Origin of the sequence: Mesorhizobium sp. M0088 (assembly GCF_040322895.1) — a bacterium.
Taxonomy (GTDB): domain Bacteria; phylum Pseudomonadota; class Alphaproteobacteria; order Rhizobiales; family Rhizobiaceae; genus Mesorhizobium.
The window spans coordinates 39,884-63,967 of record NZ_JAMYUI010000029.1 but is presented as its reverse complement, the minus strand read 5'-3'; the positions used below and the strand labels follow the sequence as shown (position 1 = coordinate 63,967).

General features: G+C 63.8%; 21 protein-coding genes and 1 pseudogene. 19 read left to right on the top strand and 3 right to left on the bottom strand.

Annotated elements, in window-relative coordinates; all coding sequences use genetic code 11:
* Positions 1–22 precede the first annotated feature (22 nt).
* The 5 genes from NKJ67_RS28910 to NKJ67_RS28890 all read left to right on the top strand — a co-directional run bounded on the left by NKJ67_RS28910 (position 23) and on the right by NKJ67_RS28890 (position 4,618).
* Positions 23–886, top strand: coding sequence for an ABC transporter permease (locus tag NKJ67_RS28910; RefSeq protein WP_352584612.1), 864 nt, complete (start codon positions 23–25; stop codon positions 884–886).
* Positions 886–1,674 (top strand): ABC transporter permease, encoded by a 789-nt coding sequence (locus tag NKJ67_RS28905; protein WP_352584610.1) that lies wholly within the window; start codon positions 886–888, stop codon positions 1,672–1,674. Before NKJ67_RS28910 ends, NKJ67_RS28905 begins: the two co-directional genes overlap by 1 nt.
* A complete protein-coding gene (locus tag NKJ67_RS28900; RefSeq protein ID WP_352584608.1) occupies positions 1,674–2,738 on the top strand; it encodes an ABC transporter ATP-binding protein in 1,065 nt (354 codons plus the stop codon). Before NKJ67_RS28905 ends, NKJ67_RS28900 begins: the two co-directional genes overlap by 1 nt.
* 207 nt (positions 2,739–2,945) lie before the next feature.
* A complete protein-coding gene (locus tag NKJ67_RS28895) occupies positions 2,946–4,196 on the top strand; it encodes an aconitase X (RefSeq protein ID WP_352584606.1) in 1,251 nt (416 codons plus the stop codon).
* Positions 4,193–4,618, top strand: coding sequence for an aconitase X swivel domain-containing protein (locus NKJ67_RS28890; RefSeq protein WP_292141799.1), 426 nt, complete (start codon positions 4,193–4,195; stop codon positions 4,616–4,618). The genes NKJ67_RS28895 and NKJ67_RS28890 overlap by 4 nt, the downstream gene beginning before the upstream one ends.
* Before the next feature lie 242 nt (positions 4,619–4,860).
* Here NKJ67_RS28890 and NKJ67_RS28885 read toward each other — a convergent pair.
* A pseudogene (locus tag NKJ67_RS28885) lies at positions 4,861–5,572 on the bottom strand (siderophore-interacting protein).
* A 349-nt stretch (positions 5,573–5,921) separates the two neighbouring features.
* Positions 5,922–8,072, bottom strand: a complete 2,151-nt coding sequence (locus NKJ67_RS28880; protein ID WP_352584604.1) for a TonB-dependent receptor domain-containing protein — start codon at positions 8,070–8,072, stop codon at positions 5,922–5,924.
* Between the two features lie 186 nt (positions 8,073–8,258).
* Between NKJ67_RS28880 and NKJ67_RS28875 the strand changes: the two genes are divergently transcribed.
* From NKJ67_RS28875 to NKJ67_RS28845, 7 genes are all read left to right on the top strand, one after another.
* Positions 8,259–9,203: a heme/hemin ABC transporter substrate-binding protein gene (locus NKJ67_RS28875; RefSeq protein WP_127268612.1), complete on the top strand. Its 945-nt coding sequence runs from the start codon at positions 8,259–8,261 to the stop codon at positions 9,201–9,203.
* Positions 9,204–9,486: 283 nt separating this feature from the next.
* The gene (locus NKJ67_RS28870) at positions 9,487–10,083 is read left to right on the top strand and encodes a thioredoxin family protein (RefSeq protein WP_127809910.1); all 597 of its coding nucleotides are present in this window, start codon (positions 9,487–9,489) and stop codon (positions 10,081–10,083) included.
* Positions 10,084–10,113: 30 nt separating this feature from the next.
* A complete protein-coding gene (locus NKJ67_RS28865) occupies positions 10,114–11,739 on the top strand; it encodes an FAD-binding protein (RefSeq protein ID WP_352584601.1) in 1,626 nt (541 codons plus the stop codon).
* Positions 11,736–12,062: a 4Fe-4S dicluster domain-containing protein gene (locus NKJ67_RS28860; RefSeq protein ID WP_127255510.1), complete on the top strand. Its 327-nt coding sequence runs from the start codon at positions 11,736–11,738 to the stop codon at positions 12,060–12,062. The genes NKJ67_RS28865 and NKJ67_RS28860 overlap by 4 nt, the downstream gene beginning before the upstream one ends.
* A gap of 32 nt (positions 12,063–12,094) precedes the next feature.
* On the top strand, positions 12,095–12,931 hold the full coding sequence (locus tag NKJ67_RS28855) for an ABC transporter ATP-binding protein (RefSeq protein WP_292336933.1): 837 nt from the start codon (positions 12,095–12,097) through the stop codon (positions 12,929–12,931).
* A 12-nt stretch (positions 12,932–12,943) separates the two neighbouring features.
* Positions 12,944–13,840, top strand: a complete 897-nt coding sequence (locus tag NKJ67_RS28850) for an ABC transporter permease (protein ID WP_292336913.1) — start codon at positions 12,944–12,946, stop codon at positions 13,838–13,840.
* A gap of 36 nt (positions 13,841–13,876) precedes the next feature.
* A complete protein-coding gene (locus tag NKJ67_RS28845; protein WP_352584598.1) occupies positions 13,877–14,896 on the top strand; it encodes an aliphatic sulfonate ABC transporter substrate-binding protein in 1,020 nt (339 codons plus the stop codon).
* A gap of 49 nt (positions 14,897–14,945) precedes the next feature.
* Here NKJ67_RS28845 and NKJ67_RS28840 read toward each other — a convergent pair whose 3' ends face one another.
* The gene (locus tag NKJ67_RS28840; RefSeq protein ID WP_127269506.1) at positions 14,946–15,974 is read right to left on the bottom strand and encodes a LacI family DNA-binding transcriptional regulator; all 1,029 of its coding nucleotides are present in this window, start codon (positions 15,972–15,974) and stop codon (positions 14,946–14,948) included.
* A gap of 336 nt (positions 15,975–16,310) precedes the next feature.
* Here NKJ67_RS28840 and NKJ67_RS28835 point away from each other — a divergent pair, with 336 nt between their 5' ends.
* The 7 genes from NKJ67_RS28835 (at position 16,311) to NKJ67_RS28805 (ending at position 24,064) form a co-directional block, all read left to right on the top strand.
* Positions 16,311–17,924, top strand: a complete 1,614-nt coding sequence (locus NKJ67_RS28835; RefSeq protein ID WP_292662134.1) for an extracellular solute-binding protein — start codon at positions 16,311–16,313, stop codon at positions 17,922–17,924.
* A gap of 81 nt (positions 17,925–18,005) precedes the next feature.
* On the top strand, positions 18,006–18,866 hold the full coding sequence (locus NKJ67_RS28830) for a carbohydrate ABC transporter permease (RefSeq protein WP_127269508.1): 861 nt from the start codon (positions 18,006–18,008) through the stop codon (positions 18,864–18,866).
* On the top strand, positions 18,863–19,822 hold the full coding sequence (locus NKJ67_RS28825) for a carbohydrate ABC transporter permease (protein ID WP_352584595.1): 960 nt from the start codon (positions 18,863–18,865) through the stop codon (positions 19,820–19,822). The genes NKJ67_RS28830 and NKJ67_RS28825 overlap by 4 nt, the downstream gene beginning before the upstream one ends.
* The gene (locus NKJ67_RS28820) at positions 19,819–20,910 is read left to right on the top strand and encodes an ABC transporter ATP-binding protein (protein ID WP_352584593.1); all 1,092 of its coding nucleotides are present in this window, start codon (positions 19,819–19,821) and stop codon (positions 20,908–20,910) included. The genes NKJ67_RS28825 and NKJ67_RS28820 overlap by 4 nt, the downstream gene beginning before the upstream one ends.
* A gap of 1 nt (position 20,911) precedes the next feature.
* A complete protein-coding gene (locus NKJ67_RS28815) occupies positions 20,912–21,973 on the top strand; it encodes an ABC transporter ATP-binding protein (protein ID WP_352584591.1) in 1,062 nt (353 codons plus the stop codon).
* A 35-nt stretch (positions 21,974–22,008) separates the two neighbouring features.
* The gene (locus NKJ67_RS28810; RefSeq protein WP_352584589.1) at positions 22,009–23,094 is read left to right on the top strand and encodes a Gfo/Idh/MocA family protein; all 1,086 of its coding nucleotides are present in this window, start codon (positions 22,009–22,011) and stop codon (positions 23,092–23,094) included.
* Positions 23,095–23,149: 55 nt separating this feature from the next.
* Positions 23,150–24,064, top strand: coding sequence for a sugar phosphate isomerase/epimerase family protein (locus NKJ67_RS28805; RefSeq protein WP_127317901.1), 915 nt, complete (start codon positions 23,150–23,152; stop codon positions 24,062–24,064).
* The last annotated feature ends 20 nt before the right edge of the window (positions 24,065–24,084 follow it).

Here is a 24,084-nt window from a genome sequence, read left to right as displayed (position 1 = left end):
CCAATACTGGGAGGAGGGGACCATGGCAGCTGCGACAGCGTCGCGAAGCGGGCTGAGATCGGCATTGCCGCTGCTGGCGCCAGCCTATCTCTGGCTGACGGTGGCGATCTTCCTGCCGCTGTCGGCCATGGTCTTTTTCTCGTTCATGACCGAACTGCCGCTGTCGGGAAAGCCGTGGGCGTTCACCCTTGGCAATTATGCCGCCTTCCTCTCGCAAAGCCTCTATCTGACGCTGCTGCTGGCCTCGCTGCGGCTTGGCCTCGAAGTGACGCTGTGGTGCGTCGTCATCGGCTATCCCGCGGCTTACGTGCTCGCCAAGGTGCTGAAGGGGCGCAGCCGCGAGGCGATCTTCCTGCTCGTCATCCTGCCGTTCTGGTCGAACGGGCTGGTGCGCATCTTTTCCTGGGCGATGGTTTTGCGCGAAGGCGGCATCCTCGACACAGCGCTTAATGCCGTGCTGCCGTTCAAGATCAACATCGACCTCATGTACTCCTATCCGGCCGTCATCATCGGGTTGGTGCATTCCTATGTGCCCTACATGGTGCTGACCTGTTATCTCACGCTACAGGCCATCGACGATTCGCTGATCGAGGCCGGGCGCTCGCTCGGCGCCTCGCGGCTGCAGGTGCTGAAGCGGGTGATCATCCCGCTGTCCATGCCCGGATTGGTGGCGGGTGCGGCGCTGATCTTCGTGCCGGTCGTCGGTTCATTCATGGAGCCGCGCATCCTGGGCGGTCGCACCGGCACCTTCTACGGAACGGTCATCGAGGACCAGTTCGTCGCCGTGTTCAACTGGCCGCTCGGTGCCGCGCTCTCCTTCATCCTGCTGGCGGTGGTGCTGGTCATCCTGGCGGTGGCGTCGCCGGTGCTGCGGAGGGCCGCGTGATGACGACGACCCGCATCCTCAAAGGACTCGGCCGCCTCTACATCTGGCTGCTGCTCGCCTTTCTTTATCTGCCGATCATCATCATGGCGCTGATGTCGTTCAACGTTTCTCCCTTCTACCAATTGCCGTTCGAATGGACGACCGAATGGTATGCTTCGCTGTGGCAGAATGATCAACTGATCGCAGCGACCTGGAACAGCGTCGAGATCGCGGTCATCACCACGATCATCTGCGTCGTGCTCGGCTCGGCGGCATCACTGGCGCTCTATCGCTATGAGTTTCGCGGCAAGAAGTTCCTGCAGGCGCTTTTGTTTCCGCCGATCGCCATACCGTGGCTGATCACCGGCACGGCGATGCTGATTTTCTTCTTCGGCGTCGGTATCGGCCGTGGCCTGCATGCGATCCTGCTCGGCCATGTCGCATTGGCGCTGCCCTATGTCATCGTCGTCGTCTCGGCCCGGCTGCAGACCTTCGCGCCGGAGCTGGAAGAGGCGGCGCGCTCACTAGGCGCCAACCAGTGGCAGGTGACGCGCCGCGTCACGCTGCCCTGGATCATGCCCGGCGTCATCGCCGGCGGGCTGTTCGCGTTTGCCGTTTCGTTCGACCAGTTCGTGGTGTCCTATTTCCTGGCGACGCCGGGCCAGACGACGCTGCCGGTCGAAATCTACGCCGCGATCCGCAAGGGTTTCACGCCCGAGATCAACGCGGTCTCGACCATCATCATTGTCGTGTCGATGGCGCTGATGCTGCTGACGGCGCGGTTCTTCAAATTCGGCGGAGAGAAATAATGGCCGGCGTGCAGGTATCCGATGTCTCGCGCAGCTTTGGCGCGCACAAGGCGCTGGACAACGTCTCCATCGACTTCGCCGATGGCGGCTTCTACGCGCTGCTCGGGCCGTCGGGCAGCGGCAAGACCACGTTGCTGCGGCAGATCGCCGGTTTCGATTTTCCTGACTCGGGTCGCATCACCATCGGCGGCGAGAGCGTCGAGCGGGTGCCCGTCGAGAAGCGTCGTATCGGCATGGTGTTCCAGAACTATGCGCTGTTTCCCAATATGAGCATCGCCGACAATGTCGCCTTCGGCCTGTCGGTGCGTGGCGAGGCCAAGGCTGTGATTGCGACGGAGGTGCAACGCGCGCTCGATCTGGTGCAGCTCGGCAAGCTTGGTGGCCGCCGGCCGCACCAGCTCTCCGGCGGGCAGCGGCAGCGTGTGGCTCTCGCCCGCGCCATCGTCACCAAGCCGCGCGTGTTGCTGCTCGACGAGCCATTGGGCGCACTCGACAAGGCGCTGCGTGTCGACATGCAGATCGAATTGAAGCGCATCCAGCGCGAGATTGGCATCACCACCATCTTCGTCACCCACGACCAGGAAGAAGCGCTGACGATGAGCGACCGCATCGGCATATTGCGCGACGGCAGGCTGGTGCAGGAGGGGCCACCGGAGGAGATCTATGACCGGCCAAAGAGCGAGTTCGCCGCCACCTTCCTCGGCGACGCCAACATTTTTCGCGGCGATACGACGGGCGATGGCATCCGGCTGGCGGACGGCACGGCGATTGCCGCGGGCGCCGGTGCCAAGCTTGCCGCCGGCGCCAAGGCGAGCTGCGCCGTGCGACCCGAACGCATCCGCATTGCCAGGGATGCCGGGACTTCGGATGGCTCCGCAAACATGCTCAAGGGGCAGGTCTCAAAGCGCATCTTCGCCGGCAACAACAGCACCTATTTCGTCGAGCGTGGCGGCCAGACGTTGAAGGTGATTGTACAGAACACGGGTGTCGACAGGCTGGCGGAAGGTCAGGACGTCGTTCTGCGCTGGTCGCCGGAGAGTACGGTGTTGATCGCGGCGGGGTAGGTAGAGCGGTTCGCCCCCCTCTGTCCTGCCGGACATCTCCCCCTCAAGGGGGGAGATCGGCAGCCTCAACGCCGCCACTCTTTCTTCAACACTGGAAATTTGCGAAAGCGGCAATGACAGCTAATCTCCCCCTTGAGGGGGAGATGCCCGGCAGGGCAGAGGGGGCGCTGTCCCTCCGTCCTTTCCGACAACGAGCCCGGAGCTGCGATGACGCTTGAATTGACCGCGCGCGACCGATCCATGCTCGACGGCGAGCAGGGTCCATCCGCAGCTGCCGCCATGAAGATCGTGGTCGCATTTTCCAATGCGGTTGGGGCGCGCGGTCTGCTCGACATCACTGGCGCCCATATCGATGGTTGTCTCTACCACGGCAAGGCAGGGCTCGATTTCGTCGAGCGGCTGGTCGAAGGCGGTGGCCGCGTCCAGGTGCTGACGACATTGAATGTCGGTTCGTTCGATCTCATCCATCCCGGCATGGTGAAAATGCCGGCGGCGGAAGAGGTGCCGGCGCGGCGGTTGATGAAGGCGCATCTGGAGCTCGGCTGCCAGGCGACCTTCACTTGCGCGCCTTACCAGACGCGGTTCCGGCCAGGCTTTGGCGAGCAGATCGCCTGGGGCGAATCCAACGCCATCGTCTTTGCCAATTCGGTGATCGGCGCGCGCACCAACCGCTATGGCGATTTCATCGATCTGTGCTGCGCCATGACCGGCCGCGCGCCGGCCTGCGGCCTGCATCTGACCGAGAACCGGCGCGGCCGGATTTTGTTCGAGTTGGAGGTTCCGGACCTCGAACCGAGCGACAGCCTGTTCGTCGGCGTCGGGCTGATCATCGGGCAAGCGAGTGGTGACCGCATTCCGGTGATTGCAGGCCTGCCGCGGCCGCGTGACGAGGATCAGCTGAAGGCGTTGGGGGCGGCGGCTGCAACGACGGGTGCTGTGGCGCTGTTCCATGCGGTCGGCATCACGCCCGAAGCCAGGATCCTCGATGAGGCGTTCCAGAGCCATGCGCCTGACGAGACGATCCGTATCACCCGCGCCGATATCGACCATGCGCTGGCCAAGCTGTCTGGCGTGTCCGATGGCGCGCCGCTGGCGGCCGTGTCGCTCGGCACGCCGCATTTTTCGCATGAGGAATGGATGCGGCTGTTGCCACTGCTGCGCGAGGTCGCGCCGGGCAGGCGCATCCCGATCTATGTCAACACGGGCCGTGCGACGTTGACGCGGCTGCAGGAGGAGGGCGCGCTTGATGGCATGGAGGCGTTCGGCCTGATTCCGGTCGCCGACACCTGCACCTATGTCACATCTATTCTGGAACGCCTCGACGGCGTGGTGATGACCAATTCCGGCAAATGGGCACATTACGCGCCGGGCAATATCGGCGTGTCCGTCGCATTCGCCGAGATGGAGGATTGCATCCGCTCCGCTGCCGTCGGGCATGTCGTGCGGAGCGCCTCATGACGCGGCTGGTGGAACGAACCGGCACCTTTCAACTGACCGGTGAGGCCGATGGCCTGGCTTTGGTGTTTTCGCAACCGCTCAGCTTCTGGGGCGGCATCGATGCCGAGACCGGCGAGATAACAGACCATTCGCATCCCGGCCTTGGCCAAAATGTCGCCGGCAGGATTTTGGTCATGCCGAGCGGGCGCGGCTCATCGTCTTCATCCTCGGTCCTGGCCGAGGCGATCCGCAGGGGAACCGCGCCAGCCGGGATTCTTCTGGAGCGGCCGGACCCGATCCTGGCGGTGGGCGCCATCGTTGCCGAATTTCTTTATGACATCCGCATGCCGCTGGTGGTGTGCGACATTGCCGGCATAGCTTCCGGCGACAAGATCATGATTGGTGTTGGCGAGGATGGCGAGGCGGTCATTCGCAAAGTCTAGGGACGAGCGCTTGCTAACCGAACTCAGCGCCGCCCCTCATCTGGCTGCCGCCATCTTCTCCCCGTAAACGGGGCGAAGGGGCTTGTTGCAACGCCGGCGCTGTTTTTTGTGACGTTGGTGATTGGCGAAATCATCGGCGACAGTGTCCTTCGCCCCGTTTACGGGGAGAAGATGCCGGCAGGCAGATGAGGGGCACCGCCGACGCCTCTCAGTTCACGCTGCCATCAACCGCGCTTCAGACCTCAACCAGCCATCAATCCGGCAGAGCCACGCCGCCAATAGGCAGCCGCCAGCGTCTGATCGCGACCAAGTCCCAGCGTGTCGCGCCAGTATTCGCGCACGATCTTGGCGGCAGCGGCTTCCGCCGCAAACCAGCCGAAGACCGAACCGTCCTGCGGCCACGCTACCGAGCGGACAGCCTCGGCCAGCCGTCTGTCCTCGCCCGCCGGCACGCCGTTCCTTGTCAGCCAATGCAACTCGATGCGGGTGGCATTGTTGATCGCTTGCCTTTCGCCATCATTGGCGATCGACAAAGGCGACGCCCTTTGTCTCGGCCGGCAGCGTCTCCAGCAGCCGCGCCAGCGCCGGCAGGCCGGTTTCATCGGCGCCCATGAGATACCACTGCGCCTGTCGTACCGGACGGCCGACCGGCCCCATGATGCCAACCTTCATGCCGGGCGCGGCCTGCATGGCCCAGGCGGAGCCGACGCTCTCGCCGGGATGGACGAGGAAGTCGACATCGATGATGCCCTTTTCCACGTCGAGCGCGCGGATGGTGTAGACGCGCGCCACCGGGCGCCGGTCATCGGCGGGCCAGACCGGCAAGCCATTGCCGCCCAGCACTGGCCACAGCGGATCGGGCACCTCCCTGGTCGGAAACAGCATGCGGATATGCATGCCGCCGAATTTGGCGAAACGCGAGAGATTCTCGCCGGCCAGGCGAATGCGGCGCATATGCGGAGTGAGGTCGCGAACATCCGTCACCACCATCTCGCGGAACTGGGCGAGGCTGGTTTCGCCTGAGAGATCGCCGGTCCAGACGATTTCGGGGTTTTCGTCCCTGGCATAGACTTGCACCGCCGTGGCGAGCAGATCCTTGATGCGGGCCAGCCCGTCGCGATCGGCGGCTTTGGCACGCATCACCAGCCGCTCCATGTCGATGGAGGCGTCGCCGAAGGCGAAGCGGAAATCGATGCGCTGTCCATGATGCGAGGCATCGGCCTCGAAGCTCCGCAGCCTGTCGCTGATGCTGTCCATGTAGTCGGGCAGATGTCGCAGGTTGAGCTGTGCCTCACAGGCCAGGTCACGCACCGATGCTTCGCTCATTGTCAGCCTCCGATCCTGCCGGTGAGCGCCACCTTGAAGGTGCGGCCCTTGCCCTGTTCGGTTGCCGCCGAGGTCGACCATGCGCTTTGCGGGTCGGTGTAGGCGGTGTTGAAGACGTTATCGACGCCGAAATCGAGCTTGAGGTTGTCATTGACGCGCCAGTTGGCGAAGACGTTGACCAGTCGAAGGCGTCGTCGACAATCGGCACGGCGTTGGGATTGGTGCGGCTGGTGCGGGTGATCTTGCCGACGCTGAGATATTGCGCGCCGACCGTGAGCTGGTCTTCCAGCATGCGGAAGCCGATCGTGGCCGAGAAGCGGTCGAGCGGTGTGTTGTTCAGCGCCTGGCCGGAATAGATGCCGCTGACGGCCTTGGCGTCGATCAGCGCGCCGGAGAGGTTCACGAAGCCCCAGCCATAGTCATAGACCATTTCGGCCTCGACGCCCTTGAGGCGCGCGTCGCCGATGTTGATCGCCGTGCGCGGCAGGACGGTGAGGTCGACGTCGATATAGTCCTCGACGTCGGTGTGGAAGACGTTGAGCTTGGCGCGCAACCGGTCGCCCGGCGTCAGCAAATCATCGTATTTGACATTGATGCCGGCTTCCCAGCTCTTCGCCGTTTCGGGCTGCAGCAGGAGATTGGGCCGATAGGTGTCGCCGCCGCCATGCGCGCCGCCGCCACGGAAGACATCCTGCAGGCCAGGCGCCCGGTAGCCTTCGGAGTAGGTGCCATAGAGCTGAAAGCCGTCGAATGGCGTGACGCCGACGGTGAGACGCGGCGACCAGCGGTCGCCGGAGATCGAGGCTTCCTGCGGCGGCACCGTGCGGGTCTCGCCGTCGAGCTGATAGCCGTCATAGCGCATGGCCGCGATCACCTGCAGCCACTCCTCGTAGTCGCCCTGCCATTGCAGGAAGCCGCCATAGCCCTGCTGCTCGCCGGCGCCGAAATGCGCCTCTTCCGAGGAGGCCTCGAGATAGTAATAGTCGAGCCCGTAGGTCAGCGTGTGGGCCAGCCCCCAAGCGTCGAAGCGCGAGGAGTTCTTCGCGTTGAAGCCCGAGGTGGCGACATCATAAAAACGGAAATTGCCGATCGCCGAGGTGGGCCAGACCTGTGTCTGCTCGGCGCGGGTGCGGTTGTGGTAGGCATTGGCGCTGAAGTCGATCAGATCGTTGTCGTCGGGCTTCCAGGTGTAGGCGACGGTGTAGGTCTGGTTGGTGGTGTTGGTGTCGTAGCGGCTCAGCGTTGGCGAGGTCGAGCCGCTGGATCCGGTGATCTGGTCGTTGTAGCGCTGCAGGATGGCGCCGAGCTTCAGCTCGTGGCCATCGGCCGGCCGCAGAGTCGTCTTCAGATAGCCGCTGGTCACCCGCTCGCCGGTCCACGGCACGGTGTCGCCATTGCCGTCGGTGTAGCTGTCGCGGTCGCGATAGATGAGGTTGCCGATGATGTCGGCATCGTCGCTGAAACGGTAGGCGCCGGTGGTGCTGGTGGTGAAGCCGTCGCCATTGTCCTCGTAGCCGAGCTTCTCGCTCAGCGCCCAGCGCTCGTCCTTCTTGAGGAAGTCGCCGGCGTCCTTGGTCTCGAAGGAGACGACGCCGCCGATGCCGCCCGAACCATAGGCGTTCGAAACCGGGCCGCGAATGACCGTGGCTTCCTTGATCAGGTCAGGTTCGACATAGAACGAGCCAGAACCATGACCGACGCGCCAATAGTCCTGGCGGGCGCCGTCGAGCGTCACGACGACGCGGCCATATTGTTCCAGGCCGCGAATGTTAATGGCGGTCGCCGGGTCGTCGCCATTCATCGAGGCGGCGACGCCGGGCGTGGTGCGGAAGATGTCGGCGGCTGTGTCGGGCTGGATGCGGTCGAGTTCGTCCTGATCGATGGCGCTGATGGCGGCCATCGATTCGATCACCGCCGTCTTGATCATCGTTGCCGAGATGGTGATCACGTCGAGCATCGTCGCCGGCTGGTTCTGCGCGGGATTGGCCGGCGCCAGGCGGCCGGCCTTGGCGGCGGCCTTTTTCTCTTGGTCCTGTTCCTGCGCGCTGGCAAAGGGCACAGCGCATAGGCCGAGCACGAAGGCGAGCGCGGTGCTCGCCATCAAGGTCGTGTTTGTTGTCGTTGTCATGGTCATGCAGCCCCCAAGCAAAAGCAAAACTGCTGGCGGTGGCTGAAGGGCCTTGGCTGGCATGATCGAGAATCCCTCGACCAGGCGGGCCGGGGCAGGGGTCACATATTAAAACATGATGACATAAGTCAACTTTAAATTTATAGCCGACCGTCATCGAGAAGCATTTGGCACGGGAGCAGCGGCATGGTCGGAAGTGTGGGCGATGGCAAGAGGATCGGCTGGTTGCAACCGGGCAGGATCGCGGCGGTGCTGCTTCTGGCGCTGTCGGTGCTGGCGCCTTCCTGCGGCTTCAAGGCGCTGGCCGCCGAGACGGTTGTCGATGCGCTGGGGCGAAGCGTCGTGCCGGGCGCGGCGACCCGAATCGTGACGCTCGGCTCCGACGTCACCGAGATCGTGCACGCGCTCGGCGCCGGCGAGCGGATCATCGCCGTCGATCGCGGCAGCAAATATCCGCCATCCGTAACCGGGAAGCCCAATGTCGGCTACCGCCGCCAGCTTTCGGTCGAGGGGCTGGCCAGCTTGCGTCCCGATCTGATCCTGGCGGCCGAGGACAGCGGGCCGCCGGAGGCGGTCGAGGTGCTGAAGTCGCTGGCGATCCCGATCGTCTTCGTCCCGCAGGACAACACCCCGCAAGGCATCGAGCGCAAGATCACACTGATCGCCGCCAGCCTTGGGCTCGAGGACAAGGGCAAGGTGGTTTCCACCGAGGTGCTCACCGCCTTTCAGACGGCAGCCGACCTGGCAGCAAATATTCCGCCGGAGCGGCGCAAGAAGGTGGTGTTCTTCCATGGCCTTGTGAAGCTGAGCGCAGCCGGTGCCGGCACCTCGGCCGACGCCATCATCCGCTACGCCGGCGGCCGCAACCCGATGGATGTCGTGCAGGGCTACAAGGCGGCATCAGAGGAAAAGCTGATCGAGATGGCGCCTGATGTCATCCTGATGATGAGCGACGGCAAGGGTGGCCCGACGCCCGAGCAGGTGTTCGGCAACCGCGCGCTGGCGGCAACGCCGGCGGCGGCCAACAAGGCGCTGGTGGTGCTCGACGGCGCCTACATGATCGGCTTCGGCCCGCGCACATCAGATGCGATCCGCGACCTGGCGAAGGCGCTCTATCCGGAAGGGGAATGACGTCGCGAAAATCGCAAGGCGTTTCGGCTGGGCAGTACCAATTCGTCGTCGAACCCGTTGCGCTTGATAAATCCTGTCCGTCCGGATTTCTCCGGATCGGCTTCCGCCCGAACAAACTTGGCGGCTCGGCCTGAAACATTGGCACGATATTCTAAGCCGCTCGGTTGACCGTGAATGTGCTCTCCAGCCTATAATTATACTAAATTCATAGACTAACTGCGAACGTTCGAGGCGCTCGCACCTTGGCCTGTGAAAACCGGCTGCACAAAGGGAGCGCGCATCGATGCCGAAGACAGAGTCCAATCCGATCGACCTCGGCACCAGGGCGGCCGATTTCCTGTTGCCCGACGCGCAAGGCGTGCTGCACCGGCTCGCCGATTTCGACGCCAAGCCGGCCTTGCTCGTCGCCTTTATTTCCAACCGCTGCCCGTTCGTCGTGCTGATCCGTGAGCAGCTTGCCGTTTTCGCCAGGGATTATGCCGGCAAGGGGCTGCAAGTGGTGGCGATCAACGCCAACGACCATGAGGCGCATCCGGAGGAGACGCTGGCCCGCATCGGCGAAGAGGCCGAAAAATTCGGCTATTCCTTCCCCTATCTCAAGGACGCGTCGCAGCAGACGGCGAAGGCCTACGGCGCCGCCTGCACACCCGACTTCTTCCTGTTCGATGCCGACCGGCGGCTCGCCTATCACGGCCAGTTCGACGATGCGCGGCCGGGTAATGGCAAGCCGGTGACCGGTGCCGATCTGCGGGCAGCGGTCGACACGGTGCTGGAGGGCGGCAGGCCCACTGCCAGCCAGGTGCCGTCGATCGGCTGCAACATCAAGTGGAGCGCCGGCAACGAGCCGGTCTGGTCTTCCAGCGCGGCCCGCGCGGCCTAGCGCCGTCCTCGACGCATTCGCCAGGTATCCATGCCCAAGCCGCAAAAATCCGTTTCTGACAGCTTGCTGCTCCAGGCCGACGTGCTGGTGCTGGGCGGAGGTCCGTCAGCGGCCTGGGCGGCTGTCGCTGCGGCCGAGAGCGGCGCCAAGGTGGTGCTGGCCGATAAGGGCTATCTCGGTACCAGCGGCGCCACCGCGCCCTCCAACACCGGCACCTGGTGCGTGCCGCCGGGCGACAACAGGCATGCCGTCGTCGAGCGGCGCTGGCAGCGCACCGGCGAACTCGCCGACCCGCGCTGGATGCTGCGCTGCGTCGATACCGCCTACCGCAATCTGCTCAGGCTGTCCGAATGGGGCTATCCCTTTCCGAGCGAGGATGACGGCCGGCTCTACATCGCCAATCTGCGCGGGCCGGACTACATGCGCTTCATGCGCCGCCGGGTGCTGTTGGCCGGCGTCACCGTGCTCGACCATCACCCGGCGCTCGAACTTCTGTCCGACGGCGATGCCATCGTCGGCGCCGCCGGTGTCGCCCGGCAGATCGGCCAGGACTGGCGCGTCGACGCCAACGCGGTGGTGCTGGCGACGGGCGGCTGCGCTTTCCGCGAGCGCATCCTCGGCGCGACCGGGCTGACCGGCGACGGCTATCTGATGGCGGCGGAAGCCGGCGCCAGCCTGTCGGGCATGGAGTTCACCGGCAAGTACACGCTGGCGCCCTATGGCTCCTCATTGAACAAGGGCCTGCCGTTCCGCTGGGCCTCGTTCCATCGCGAGGATGGTTCGCCGATCCTCGGGCCGACCGGCGAGCCGTTGCGCAACGGCATCGGCGACCGCGAGGAGGAAGTGGCGCGTGCGCTGATCGACGGCCCGGTCTATGCGCGGCTCGATCAAGCCGAGCCGGCGCTGCAAGGCTGGCTGCGCCAGGGCCAGCCGAACTGCTTCGTGCCCTATGACCGCGCCGGCATCGATCCGTTCAGCGAACTGTTCCGTATCACCTTGCGCGCCGAAGGCACGGTGCGCGGCACCGGCGGCATCGACATCGTCTCCGACGATTGCGCCACCGGCGTGCCCGGCCTCTATGTTGCCGGCGATGCCGCCAGCCGCGAGATGATGACCGGTGCGCTATCAGGCGGCGGCGCCGTCAATTCATCCTGGGCGCTGGCCAGCGGCTGGTGGGCCGGCAAAGGTGCCTCGACCCATGCCAAGCGCCGGACCGGCAAGGCGTTCCGCAGCGCGGTGCAATCGCTCGGCCAGGCCGGCTTGCGTCCTGCATCATCGGCGAGGGCCGACATCTCGGCGGGCGAAGTTATCGAGGCGGTGCGTAGCGAAGTCACGCCGCTCGACAAGAATTTCTTCCGCACTGGCGAGGCCCTGGAGAAAAGCGGCGAGCGGCTGGAGAGTGTCTGGCGCGACGTGCGCAGCCATCTGCAAGGCGAGGGGCTGGACCGGGTCCGTACCCGAGAGGCAGCTTCGATCGCCGCTGCTGGGCGTTGGTCCGTGGCCGCCGCGCTGCACCGCACCGAGAGCCGCGGCATGCACCGCCGCACCGATCTGCCGGGCAAGAGCCCGGCCTTCGCGCACCGGCTGGTCATCACCGGTGTGGATGCGTTCCGCATCGCAGGTGCGCCTGAGCGGCTGGCGGAGCTGGCGTCATGATCGAGATCGTCTCGGCCACGCGCTGCGTCGAGTGCGACATCTGCGTCAAGGTGTGCCCGGCCAACGTCTTCGACGCGACCGACAATGGCGTGCCGGTGATCGCTCGCCAGGAGGACTGCCAGACCTGCTTTCTCTGCGAGATCTATTGCCCGACCGACGCGCTTTATGTGGCCGAGTTCGCCGAAGGGCCGACCGGCATCACGGAAGCTCAGGCCGACGCCCGACAGCTGTTCGGCTCCTATGCCCGCGCGCTTGGCTGGAAGCGCGGCAAGGCGGGCGGCTCGGAATTCGACCCGACGCACCGCATCCGCGTGGCGCAGTGAACCGATCGGAGACAGATATGGATCGCCCGAACATGGACCGGATCGTCGTCAGCGACATCAGCAAGACCTTCCAGCTCAAGCCGGGGCAGTTCGTCACCGTGGATGGCGAGGCGACCGACCGCGTCACCGTGCTCGACGGCGTCGATCTTTCCATCCGCAAGGGCGAGTTCATCACGCTGGTCGGCCCGAGCGGCTCGGGCAAGTCGGTTCTGCTCGATATCATTGGCGGGCTGACGCAGGCGACCGACGGCAACGTCCAGCTCGACGGCAGGCGCATCACCAGGCCCGATCCAAAGACCGGCTATGTCTTCCAGCAATATGCGCTGTTTCCCTGGCGCACGGCGCTCGCCAACATCGAATATGCGCTGGAAGTGCGCGGCGTGGCCAAGGCCGAGCGTACCGCCACAGCCCGCCATCTGTTGGCGCTGTTCGGCCTTGCCGGTTTCGAGGACCGTTTTCCCAACCAGCTGTCCGGCGGCATGCAGCAGCGTGTGGCGATCGCGCGTGCGCTGGCCAGCAACCCGGAAGTGCTGCTGATGGACGAGCCGTTCGCGGCGCTCGACCAGCAGACGCGCGAGCTTCTGCAAGGCGAGCTGCTGCGGATCTGGGGCAAGATCAACACCACGGTGATTTTTGTCACCCACTCGATCGACGAGGCGATCTTCCTCGCCGACCGCGTCGTGGTGATGACGGCACGGCCGGGCGCGGTGAAAGAGATCATCGACATCGACCTGCCACGACCGCGCGACGGCGACATCCGCGCCAGCGCCGAATTCAATCTATATCGCGCCCGCGTCTGGGACGTGCTGCGCGACGAGGTCAACAAGGCGCAGAAGGACTGGACCCTGTCGCCAGCCTTCAGTCACTGAGGAGCTGGACCAATGGCCTATCTGACCGAGAAGTTTGGCTCCGCGGGAGCGCTCCACCTGTTTGCCGGCGCTGGCGAAACGGTCGCTGCCGCCAGGGTCCCGGCCATCAAGGCCAGCGCCAAGATCCGGAGCAAGAAAGCAAGCCACGGCACGCTCCTCTATGGGCTGCCGCTGCTCGGTCTGTTCTTCCTGCTGTGGGAGATCGCGCCCCGGCTCGGCTGGCTGAACCGCATCTTCTTTCCGCCGCTGAGCGAGGTGCTGGTCGCCTGGTGGGCGCTGCTCGCCTCGGGCGTGCTGATCGAGCATATAGGCATCAGCCTGCAGCGCGCCGCGATCGGCTTCGCACTCGGCGTGGTGGTGGCCATCCCCCTCGGTCTGTTGATGGGGCGCTATTCGTTGTTCGAGAAGGTTTCCGACCTCCTGGTGCAGACGCTGCGAAACACATCGCAATTCGCACTGCTGCCGGTGTTCATCCTGTTGCTCGGCATCGGTGAGGAATCGAAGGTCGCGATCACCTTCTACTCCTCGGTTTTCTTTCTCCTCGTCAACACGATCAGCGGCGTCAAGTCGGTGGATCCGCTGCTGATCAAGGCGGCGCGCTCGATGGGTACGTCCGACTTCGATCTGTTCCGCAAAGTCATCCTGCCGGCCAGCATTCCCTCGATCGTCGCCGGCGCCCGGCTGGCGGTGAAATCCTCGCTGTTCGCGGTCATCGGCGCCGAGATGCTGGCGGCTAAATCCGGCCTCGGTTTCCTCATCCAGAACTCGCAGCTGATGATGGAAACGGCCGACATGTATGCCGGCATCCTGACGCTGACCGTCATCGGCCTGACCGTCAACTACCTGCTCGTCTGGTTCGAGCGCTGGGCAACAGCCTGGAAAGGCCAGTCCGAGACCTCGCTCATTTAAGCGGTCCATTCATTCCAACCAGGAAGGATTTTTCCCATGCCCAACATTCCATTCGACGCACTTCGCCGGCTGCTGCTGAAGGGCGCTATTGCTGTCGTCATCGGCCTTGGCGGCATGCCTGCCTTCGCGCAGGACAAGCCTGAAATTATCCGCATCGGCAGTACCGCGCCGGGGCATCTCAAATTCATCCTCGCCCAGAAGGACGGCTGGTGGGAGAAGGAATTCGCCAAGGACGGCATCAAGGTCGAACTGGTGACTTTCAATGGCGGTTCGGAGGCGACGACCGCGCTGGCCACCGGTGCGATCGAATTCACCTATACCGGCAACAATCCGGCGCTGCGAGTTGCTGCGTCCGGCGCCGACGTCAAGCTGATCGGCCTGTCGAGCTATGTGAAGGCCGGCGGTTCCTACATCGTCGTCAAGACCGACTCGCCGCTGAAGACGCTGCAGGATCTCAGGGGCAAGAAGGTCGCCTATCTCACCGGCACGGTGCGGCATTCGAACTTCAGCAAGGCGCTGAACAGCGTCGGCCTGACCACCAATGACGTCGAAGGTCTGAACCTGCCGTTCGAGGCATCCGGCCCGGCGTTGCTGCGCGGCGATATCGACGCCATTGTCGAGACCGATTCGACGGCGGCCAAGCTGGTCGACACCGGCGAGGCGCGCGTCCTGTTCGACACCAGCACTCATCCGGAATGGAACGTGCCCAACGTCATCTCGGTCAACGGCGCCTTCGCGGCGAAATATCCCGATCTGGTCAAGCGGCTGCTGAAGGTCGATATCGAGATTTCGCGTTGGGCCGATGCCCATCCGGACCAGACGATCAAGACCTTTGTCGAGGCCACCAAGTCGTCGGAAAAATCCGTCCGCAAGACCTATGCCGACGGGGTGTTCCATCAGGATCCGAAACTCACGGACGGCGCGATCGCCGCCTTGCAAGGCGAGGAGAAATTCATGGCCAGCGCCGGGCTGCTGAAGGGCTCGATCGACTATGGCAAATGGGTCGACAAGAGCTTTGTCGATGGCGCCGCGGCTGAAGTCGCTGCCGTCCAATAGACTAGAAGCATCGAGCGGGCGGGCGCTTTGCGGCGCCGCCTCGTACAGGTCAAATCTCCGGGATGTTCTCCTTGAAGATCACCTGCAGCCTTGGTTGGTGCAGTTCATAGGGCAGTCCCCGGACCGCATGGATCAGGGTGTTGAGCGCTTCGCGGGCCTCGACGCGCGGGTTCTGGTCGATGACAGCGTCGAGCGTGCCGTCGAGCAGAAGGTCCTTGGTCCCGTCCGTCACTTCGTGGCCGAGGAAGACCATGGACTGGGCGCGGTCGCGCTCCTTGAGCGCGCGGGCGATGCCGGTGTTGCCGGCGCCGACATTGTAGATCGCGGCAAGGTCGGGGTGCCGCTCCAGCAGGGCCGATGCCTCCGAATAGGCCTTCTCGCGATCGTCGAGCATTTCGCGCATTTCGACGATCTGCAGATTGGGTGATTCCTCGGTCAGCACGTGGCGGAACCCCATCTCGCGTTCTTCGTGGCCGCGATAGGACAGCGAACCTGCGAACAGCGCCACCTTGCCCGGACGCCCCGATCCCATGAAGCGGTTGAGCAGATAGCCGGCCAGCCGCCCGGCGGCGCGGTTGTCGATGCCGATATACGCGACCCTGGGCACATGCAGGATGTCGGAAGCGATGGTCACCACCTTGATGTCGTTGGCCGACAGGGAGCGGATCGCTTCGCGCACCGTCGGATGGTCGAGTGCGATGACGCCGACGCCTTGCGTCTGTCCGCGCAGATCCTGCAGCAGGCGAGCGAGCCGGTCAGGATTGAAGCCCTCTATGGTGGCGATACGAACATCGAGGTCGGGCCGCGCCAGAGCCTGTGCCTCGATGTGGCGGTGCAGCATCTTGATGAAGGAATTGGTGCCGGCCGGCAGGGCGAAGTCGAGCCGGATGACCTCGCCGGGCGAGGGCCGTGGCGGCGTGCCGTTCGGGCCTTCGGCGATGTAGCCGAGGCGCTGCGCCATTTCGAGCACGATTTCCCGCGTGCGCGCCCGTACGCCGGGCCGGTTGTTGAGCACGCGGTCGACGGTGGCGGCCGAGACGCCGGCCTCCCGGGCTATGTCAGTCAGGGTGGAACGCACCGTCTTTCATCTCCTGCATGCGTCGGATCGGCTGGTGACGGCTTCCGCGTCATCGGCGATTCTGATGGGAAATGATGTATCCGCCCTTGGCCGATGTGCAAGCCGCCGGGCTAAATCAAATGGTCCGGCAGGGCTGCGCAGGGCCGGGAAGGGTCGGGTGCCCTCAAATTGAGGCATCCGGCTTGACGGATGGATCCCGTTTTTGTGCATTTCCTTGCCCTATTGCAATGTTATGATGTGTTTTGATTATTTATGATGTTGACAGCCTTGCCATGCTGTCGTCAATATCCCTCATAAGGGTCGTGGAGGAAACGTGGCCCTGAGGGAGGAGTTTCAATGTCTGACTTGATCCGCATCTCGCGGCGCCGGCTGCTGGCATCCGGAGGAAAGGCGGCCGTGATCATGGCCGCCGCTGGTATCGCACCCCAATTCATTCGTCCCGGCCGTGCCTATGCGGCCGACGCGCTGGCGCCAGGCATGATCGGCGGTCCGACGGGCTTCGAAGGGGCCGAGCGCTACCAGTATGGCGCCGATACGCCGGAAGGCCGCGCCATCGAGGCGGCCAAGGCGCTGAAGGGCGCCGGCAAGGCGCCGGCCAAGATCGTGCTCGGCCTGTCCGACGGCTCGATCGGCCAGCTCACGCAGCCGTTCCCGGCCGGTGCGCCGTCGATCAAGGAGCTGTGGGAAAAGGAAACCGGCATCGCGATCGAAATCGTCGGTCTGCCGAACGGCCAGGAATTCACCAAGACGATGCAGGACATCTCCACCAAGGGTGGGGCCTACGACATCTACTCGACCGAATGGAACCGCCTCGGCGACCTCGCCGAAACCGGCGGCATCGCCAAGCTCGACGACTTTGTCGCGCAGCATAAGCCTGAATGGGACGATCCCGTCAGCGGCTATGTCAACGGCGCCAAGGGCGTGTCGCTGCTCAACAAATACCGCGGCTCGAACTATGGCGTGTCGCTGGACGGCGACTTCCAGACCTGGGTCTACCGCACCGACCTGTTCGGCGACGAAGCCGAGAAGAAGGCCTTCAAGGACAAATACGGCTACGATCTGGCGCCGCCGAAGACCTGGAAGCAGCATGGCGACATCGCCGCCTTCTTCCAGCGACCGGACAAGGGCCTGTTCGGCTCGACCGACCTGCGCAACCAGGGCTGGGGCTACACGAACTGGTACCAGCGCTATGTCTCGATGGCTTCGCCCAACCAGTTCCTGTTTGGCGATGACGGCAAGCCGATGATCAATTCCGAGCAAGGCATCGCCGCCACCAACGAATATGTTGCTTCGCTCGCGCATCATTCGCCGGATGCGATCTCCTGGGGCTGGCCGGAGCAATACGGCAACTTCGCCAAGGGTGGTGCGGCGATGACCTGCGCCTTCTCCAACCTGCCGAAATTCCTCGACAATGCCGGCAACAAGGATTCAGCCGTCACCGGCAAGATCGGCTCGATGCTGCCGCCCGGCCGCGAGATCGGCGGCAAGCTGATCAGCCGTTCCGTGCTGTGGTTTTCGCTGACCGGCATGGTCTCGTCACAGTCGAAGAACCAGGAGGTCGCCTACCTCCTGCTGCAATGGCTGGGCTCGGCCCGCATCTATGCCTGGATGAGTGCCAACCCCGGCGGTTATCTGGACCCGTTCCGGCTTTCGGACTTCTCCGATCCGCTGGTGCGCCAGACCTATCATGCCTACCACATGGACGTCGTGCGCGAGACGGTCGCCCGCACCGTGCCGACCATCAACTATCCCGGCGCGACAGCCTTCCACAATGCGCTCGACGAGAACCTGATGGCGGCGCTGACCAAGGCCAAGACATCGGAGCAGGCGATGGCCGACACCGAGGCAGAGTGGAAGAAGATCGCCCGGCGCACCGGCGAGGACAAACTGCTCGAAGCCATCAAGACCAACAAGGAGGCCTGGCCGACAGTTCTCGATCCAATCGTCTGATCTTTCTCCCTGGATCATATCGAAGGAGGGGAGGAGCTTGCTTCTCCCCTCCGCCCACAACGCCACCAGCAAAGCCGCCAGATGAAGCGTTCCGTTCCTTTCCTGATATTCCGCTATGCGGCGATCTTCGCGGCCATGGCGGTGACGCTGGTGCCGATCCTGTGGATGGTATCGATGGCGTTCAAGCCGATCGCCGAATGGTCGGCGACCGGCGCCGAACTGACCTGGTGGCCGAAGAACCCGACGCTCAGCAATTTCCGTTTCGTGTTCGGCGAGTCGACCAACAATTTGATCGTCGCGCTCGACCGTAACGCGCTGAAGCCGATCCTCGCATCGCTGCTGTCGGCGGTTTTCGGCACGGTGATCGCCATGTCGGCGGGCACTGCCGCGGCTTATGGGCTGTCGCGTTTCGGCTCCGGCCAGAACCTGCCGCTGGCGCTGATCCAGCTCAGGATCTTTCCGCCGATGGCGGTCATGATCCCGGTGATGATCATGTGGGCTTTCCTCAACTTCACCGACAGCTGGTGGGGCCTGGCGCTGATCTACGGCATCGTCACCTTGCCGTTCGCCTTCTGGCTGATGAAGACCTTCTTCGACGACATGCCGCGCGAGATCGAGGAGGCAGCGCTTGTCGAAGGCTGTTCGCGGCTGCGCGTCTTCACCCGCATCACGCTGCCGATGATGCGCGCGCCGCTGGCCAGTGCCGCGCTCTTCGTCTTCATCCTCAACTGGTCGGACTATCTGATCGCGCTGCTTCTGACGACGCGCGAATGGGTGACCATCCCGGTCTACATGGCCTCGCTATCCTCCTCGATGACCGGGCAGCTCTATGGCGCCAAGGCGGCGCTTGGCCTGATCGCGGCCGTGCCGCCGGTGATCATGGGCATCGCCATTCAGCGCCATCTTGTGCGCGGGTTGACGTTCGGGGCGCTCAAGCAATGAGCGCGGTGACTGCCATGACGTCCAAGGATGAGATGACAGCCGTCGGAGCAAAGCCGGTTTCGCGCGATGAGGGCGCAAGGCTGGGTTTCCGCCTGACATTGCCTGCGCAGATCCTGGTGCTGTTCATCTCGGCCTTCCCGCTGTTGATGCAGCTCTACATCAGCGTCACCGACTGGTCGCCGCTGTCGGGCACCGGCTGGTGGAACGCCTGGTCGATGTGGAACAGCTTTGCCAACTACACCGATCTCGCCGCCGACGCGCGCTTCTGGAGCGCGCTGAAGCGTACGGCCATCGTCATGATCGTCTGCGTGCCGGCGGAATTCCTGCTTGGGCTGGCGCTGGCGACGCTGTTTGCCGACGATTTCCCAGGCAAGCGCGCCTTCTATTCGATCCTGCTGATGCCGATGATGGTGGTGCCGGCGGTGGCCGGCTACATGTTCTTCATGCTGTTCCAGTCGGGCGGCCCGGTGAACGACATCTTGTCGTCGCTCACCGGATCTCCCGTCACCATCGCCTGGCTGTCGGATCCGACTCTGGCGCTGATTGCGGTGATGGTCGCCGACATCTGGCAATGGACGCCGCTGATGTTCCTTATCCTGCTTGCCGGCCTGGTCGGCGTGCCGGAGGACCAGATCAAGGCGGCGACGCTGCTCGGCGCCAATCCCTGGCAGCGCTTCGTCACCATCGTGCTGCCGAAGATGAAGACGATCATCATCATCGCGCTGGCGATCCGGGCGATCGAGAACTTCAAGATCTTCGATACGCTCTACATCATGACCGGCGGCGGTCCAGGCGTCGCCACCGAAACCATCTCGGTCTACATCTACAAGCTCACCACGCAGGACCTGATCTGGGGCTATGTGGCGGCGATCGCGCTGGCCATTTTGGTCGTGCTGTCGATCGTCGCGGTGTTCGCCATGAAGCGCATGGCGCGGGCACGCGAGGTGGCGGCATGAGTGCGATCCACTTGCAGAACCTGGTCAAGAAATTCGGCGACTTCACCGCGTTGAAAACCATGGATTTGGCAATTGCCGATGGCGAGTTCATGGCGCTGCTCGGGCCGTCTGGCTGCGGCAAGTCGACGACGATGAACATGATCGCCGGCATGGAAGAGCCGACCGGCGGCAAGATCCTGTTTGGCGAGCGCGACATGGCCGGCGTGCCGATGGGCCGGCGCGGCGTCGGCTTCGTCTTCCAGAACTACGCCATCTTCACGCATATGACGGTGCGCCAGAACCTTGCCTATGGACCAAAAATGCGAGGGGCTGCCAAAGCCGAGATCGACCGCCGTGTCGGCGCTATCGCCGAGATGCTGCAGCTGACGCCGCTGCTCGACCGCAAGGCCGACAGGCTGTCGGTCAACATCTTGCAGCGGGTGGCGATCGGCCGCTCGGCGATCATGGAGCCGGCGATCTTCCTGCTCGACGAGCCGCTGTCCAATGTCGACGCCGCTTTCCGGGCCGTCATGCGCACCGAACTGAAGCAGCTGCAGCGGCAGTTCCGCCAGACCATGGTCTATGTCACCCACGATCAGCTTGAGGCGATGACCATGGCCGACCGCATCGCGGTCATGGATCATGGCGTGCTGCAGCAGGTCGGCACGCCGCTCGAGGTCTACAACGATCCGGCCAATGTCTTCGTCGCCCGCTTTATCGGTGCGCCGGGCATGAATCTGCTCAAGGGCAGGCCAGCGGAGAGCGACCGCGGACTGGTCGTCGATCTCGGACCGCTGGGCGTCACGCCGCCGCTGCCGGGCGAACTCGCGATGGCCATGCGCGGTGCGCGCGGCGAGGTGCTTTACGGATTCCGGCCTGAACAGGCGACGTTGGTTCAGAATGGGCAGGGGCTCGCAATGCCGGTGACCTTTGTCGAACGGATCGGTGCGCGTACCATCGTTCATCTCGGCCAGGGCGAGGCGGCTGTGAAAACGGTGTTCGACAATGATGTCGGACTGACTATCGGCGACACCGCTGTCATCGCCTCCACTACGTCGTCGGTGCGTGTCTTCGACGCCGCTACCGGCCTTGCGATGAAGGCAGGTTGAGATGGCCGATATCGTGTTTCGCAATGTCACCAAACGCTACGGCAATACACTCGCCGTCGATGACGCCTCGTTCACCGTCGACGACAACGAGTTCTTCTGCTTCTTCGGTCCGCCGCTGTCGGGCAAGTCGACGATCCTGCGCCTGGTGCTTGGGCTGGAGACACCTGACACCGGCGAAATCCTGATCGGAGGCAGGCCGGTCAACGCGATGTCGCCGGCCGAGCGCAACGTGGCGATGGTGTTCCAGAACCTGGCGCTGTTCCCGCATATGAGCGCGCTCGAAAATGTCCGCTTTCCCCTGGTCGAACGCCGGGTCGCCGAGACCGAGATCAAGCGGCGGGTCACCGACGTCGCGGCGAAGCTGCATATCGGCCATATCCTGCACAAGCCGCCGGGACAGCTTTCGGGCGGGGAGCGGCAGCGCGTGGCGATCGCGCGGGCTCTGGTGCGCGATCCCAATGCCTATCTGATGGACGATCCGATCTCGGCGCTCGACGCCAGGCTGCGCGAGGAAACGCGCGTCGAGCTGAAGCGCATCCAGCGCGAACTCGGCAAGACGCTGATCTATGTCACGCATGACCAGGAAGAGGCGATGTCGGTCGCTGACCGCATTGCTATCCTGGAGGACGGCAAGATCAGGCAGATCGGTACGCCGGCAGAGATCTACGACCGCCCGGCCAGCACCTATGTGGCAAGGCTGCTTGGTTCGCCGATGATGAACATCCTCAGATCGGCGCGCGGCGAGGGCGGTGTCGAAGCGGCTGAAGGCACGATCCGCATCGAAGACAAGACAGCGCCCGCCGACGCCGTGGAGATCGGCCTGAGGCCGGAAGACATCAAGGTTAGACCGTGGGCGGGTGGGGGCCCGGGCCGCCCGGCGCGAGTGTTCGAGGTCGAGCCGCTTGGCGGCTATACCGTGGTGACGCTCGCTGCCGGGCAGGCGCGGCTGAAGGCATTGCTGAGCGGCCAGCCCGACATCCGGCCGGATGCCATGGTGGCGATATCCTGCGAGCCGGCCAGAGTGCATTATTTCGAACAGAGCGGCGGAGCGTTGGCACGATGACGGCCGCCGCAAGGAAAGAGTTTCGGGAGGAAGAGATGGGAAGCAAAGGCTTCGAGCCGGACGTGAAGGTCCGCACGAAGGAATACAAGATCGGCTGCGTCGGCGCAGGCATGATCATGGCCGAGTGCCATCTCGCCGCCTACAAGGAAGCTGGGTTCCCGGTGGTGGCAATCGCCTCGCGCACCAGGGCCAGCGCCGAGAAGGTGGCGACGCGCTGGGGCATTCCGACCGTCCACGACACACCGGAAAAACTGATCGAGGACGAAAATGTCGAGATCATCGACCTTGCTTTCCCGCCCGACCTGCAGCCGGCGCTGATCCGTCACGCGCTGAAGCAGAAGCACATCAAGGCGATCCTGGCGCAGAAGCCGTTGGCCTTGTCGGTCGAGGAAGCGGTCAAGCTGCGCGACGAGGCGGCCAAGGCCGGCAAGATCCTCTCGGTTAATCAGAACATGCGCTACGACCAGTCGATGCGCGTCTTGAAGCAGATCATCGACAGCGGCGCGCTGGGCGACATCGTCTTCGCGCAGATCGACATGCACGCCATCCCGCACTGGCAGAGCTTCCTCGAGGACTATGACCGGCTGACGCTCGCCAATATGAGTGTGCATCATCTCGACGTGCTGCGCTTTCTGTTCGGCGATCCCGACGAGATCACCACGCTGACACGCAAGGATCCGCGCACGACATTCGACCATTCCGACGGCATCACCGTGTCGACGCTGCGCTTCCCGTCCGGTGTGCTTGCCGTGTCGCTGGAGGATGTCTGGTCCGGTCCGCGTCAGGATGGCTACAAGGACGACCAGCACATCAACTGGCGCGTCGACGGCAGCAAGGGGGTCGCGAAGGGCACCATTGGCTGGCCGACGGGCGCTGCCTCGACGCTGACCTATGCGTCGACCGAGACGACCGGAGGCGAGTGGGTCAGTCCGAGCTGGGACACGATGTGGTTCCCGCATGCCTTTATCGGCGTGATGGAGCAGCTCCAGCATGCGGTGAAGACCGGCACACCGCCGGCGCTGTCGGTCGCCGACAACGTCAAGACCATGGCGCTGGTCGAGGCGGGTTATCGCTCGATCGACGAGGGCCGCACGGTCAAGCTTTCCGAAATCGCTACCTGATCACCGCAACTGAAACACCAGACAACTGAATCGCTTCCAGGGAGGAATTCACACCATGATGCAGGCAGGTATTTTCACGGGGTATTTCCCATACGGCCTCGAAGAGACGGCGAAGAAAATTCGCGGCCACGGTTTCAACACCGTGCAGCTCGACCTTCATTTCAAGGATATCGACCTGTCGGCCGGCCAGATCACCAAGGATAAGGCCAAGAAGGTTCGCGACACGTTCCGTGCCCACGACCTGCCGATCTGCTGCATCTCGGGCTACACCAATGTCATTCATCCCGACCTCGCGCACCGCAAGGCGAATGTCGATCGGCTGAAGGAAATCATCCGCAACGCCCGCCAGCTCGGCAGTCCTTACGTGATCTCGGAGACCGGTACCTACAACACCGAGAGCGAGTGGATGAGCGATCCCAAGAACAAGTCCGAAGAGGGTTTTGAGATGTGCCGCAAGGTGATCTCCGAACTGGCGCAGGAAGCCTATGACCACGGCTCAATGTTCCTGCTCGAAACCTACGTCAACAATGTCGTCGGCTCGGTCGAGGAAACGGTGAGGATGTTCGCGCAGGTCGACCATCCGGGCCTCGGCCTGCTGATGGATCCGACCAACTACTTCGAAAGCCACAACATCGACCAGATGGACAAGGTGCTGAACCAGGTGTTCGACACGCTGGCCGACAAGGTCAAAATCGCGCATGCCAAGGATGTCGCACGAGCCGGCGACGACAAGAGCGAGAAGCATGCGGACATCGGCGATGACGACGCGCTGGCCTCGCACACCTTCCGCGGCGTTGGCGAGATGGTCCTCAACGCGCCGGGCACCGGCTCGCTGAACTACGACCTCTATCTGCAGCGCCTGTCGCAGAAGAACCCGAACATCCCGGTGATCATCGAACACCTTTCGGAAGACGATGTGCCGAGGGCCAAGAAATTTCTCGACGACAAGTTCCGCGCCAACGGTCTCTGACCGGCTGTGCGCCGCCCTTT